A 1,813-nucleotide genomic window follows, 5' to 3' on the forward strand; every position below is an offset into this window, starting at 1 on the left:
CTAAAAATGCGGACTATGGCGCAGCGGAAGCCTATCTCACATTTGAGCATGACGAGTTTACCATGAAGCCCACCCTTGATGAAAACGGGCGGCTGATACCGAGGGAGGATTACCGCATTTCTTCCCTCAACTGTGGGGGCGAGGATTTCGCTGTTGCCTGTATGCGGGCTAATCTCCGCTATGAGAAAAACCAAAAACGGGAAGATGTGAAAAGCCACCACTATATCATCAGCTTTGACCCACGGGACGGGACAGACAACGGCTTGACCGTAGACCGGGCGCAGGAGCTGGGCGAGCAGTTCTGTAAAGAGCATTTCCCCGGACACCAAGCCTTAGTCTGCACCCACCCGGACGGGCATAACCACAGCGGCAATATCCATGTGCATATCGTCATCAACTCCCTGCGGATTTATGAAGTCCCGCTTCTGCCCTACATGGACAGGCCGGCCGATACGAAAGTCGGCTGCAAGCACCGATGTACCGACGCTGCCCTGCGCTACTTCAAATCCGAAGTCATGGAGATGTGCCACCGGGAGGGGCTTTATCAAATCGACCTCCTAAGCGGCAGCAAGGAACGGATAACCGAACGGGAATACTGGGCGGCAAAGAAAGGACAGCTTGCCCTTGATAAAGAGAACGCTGTCAGAGAAGCCGCAGGACAGCCGACCAAGCCCACCAAGTTTGAAACGGACAAGGCGAAGCTGCGCCGGACGATACGGCAGGCACTTTCCCAAGCTGGCAGCTTTGACGAATTTTCTTCCCTTTTGCTGCGGGAGGGTGTGACCGTCAAGGAGAGCCGGGGGCGGCTTTCCTACCTCACGCCGGACAGGACAAAGCCTATCACAGCCCGGAAGCTGGGGGACGATTTTGACAAGGCTGCTGTCCTTGTCCTGCTTACGCAGAACGCCCACAGAGCCGCCGAACAGAGCAAAGCCATACTCGAATACCCTGCCGCGGTTAAAAAGCTGTCACAAGGGGAAAAAACCACAAAAACCACCCCGGCAGACAACACCTTGCAGCGCATGGTTGACCGGGAAGCCAAGCGAGCCGAGGGCAAGGGCGTGGGCTATGACCGCTGGGCGGCAAAGCACAACCTAAAGCAAATGGCAGCTACCGTTACCGCCTATCAGCAGTACGGCTTTTCTTCCCCGGAGGAACTGGACGAAGCCTGTTCTGCCGCCTATACCGCCATGCGGGAAAGCCTTACAGAGCTGAAGCAGGTGGAAAAGACGCTGGACGGGAAAAAGGAGCTGCAACGGCAGGTGCTTGCCTATTCCAAGACCCGCCCTGTCCGGGACGGGCTGAAACAGCAGAAAAACGCCAAAGCAAAAGCAGCCTACCGTCAGAAGTACGAAAGCGACTTTATCATAGCAGACGCAGCCGCCCGCTATTTCAGGGAAAACGGCATTTCCAAGCTGCCGAGCTATAAAGCCCTGCAAGCAGAGATTGAAACCCTTATCCAAGAGAAAAACAGCGGCTACAACGATTACCGGGCAAAACGGGAGGAATACCGCCGCTTACAGACTGTCAAGGGCAATATCGACCAGATTTTACACCGGGAGCGCAAGCCTGTGAAAAGGCAGGAACAGGAACGATAAAAACCGCCCCAAAATGTACCCGAACCTATACAGAACAAGGGGGCTGCCCCGTACCCTATCCGCAAATACCAAAGGATTTTTTAACGGGCTTATAGGGCAGAAAAAACCCGAAAATGATACCGAGATGATACAGAATTACCGCCGATACCGCCACACCAGCGGAAACGGCAGAAAGGAGCGCACCCATGCCAAGAATGAGCAAGAAACGGCGGCTG

Annotated in this window: 1 protein-coding gene; it reads left to right on the forward strand. The window is 54.8% G+C overall.

All coding sequences use genetic code 11. From position 1 onward, the window contains the following. Positions 1-1,598 (forward strand): relaxase/mobilization nuclease domain-containing protein (locus DXA97_RS19660; protein WP_243107788.1); only part of this gene is annotated, 1,598 nt, incomplete at its 5' end. Positions 1,599-1,813: the final 215 nt, after the last annotated feature.

Source organism: Clostridium sp. OF09-36, assembly GCF_003481985.1.
GTDB lineage: Bacteria > Bacillota > Clostridia > Lachnospirales > Lachnospiraceae > Brotaphodocola.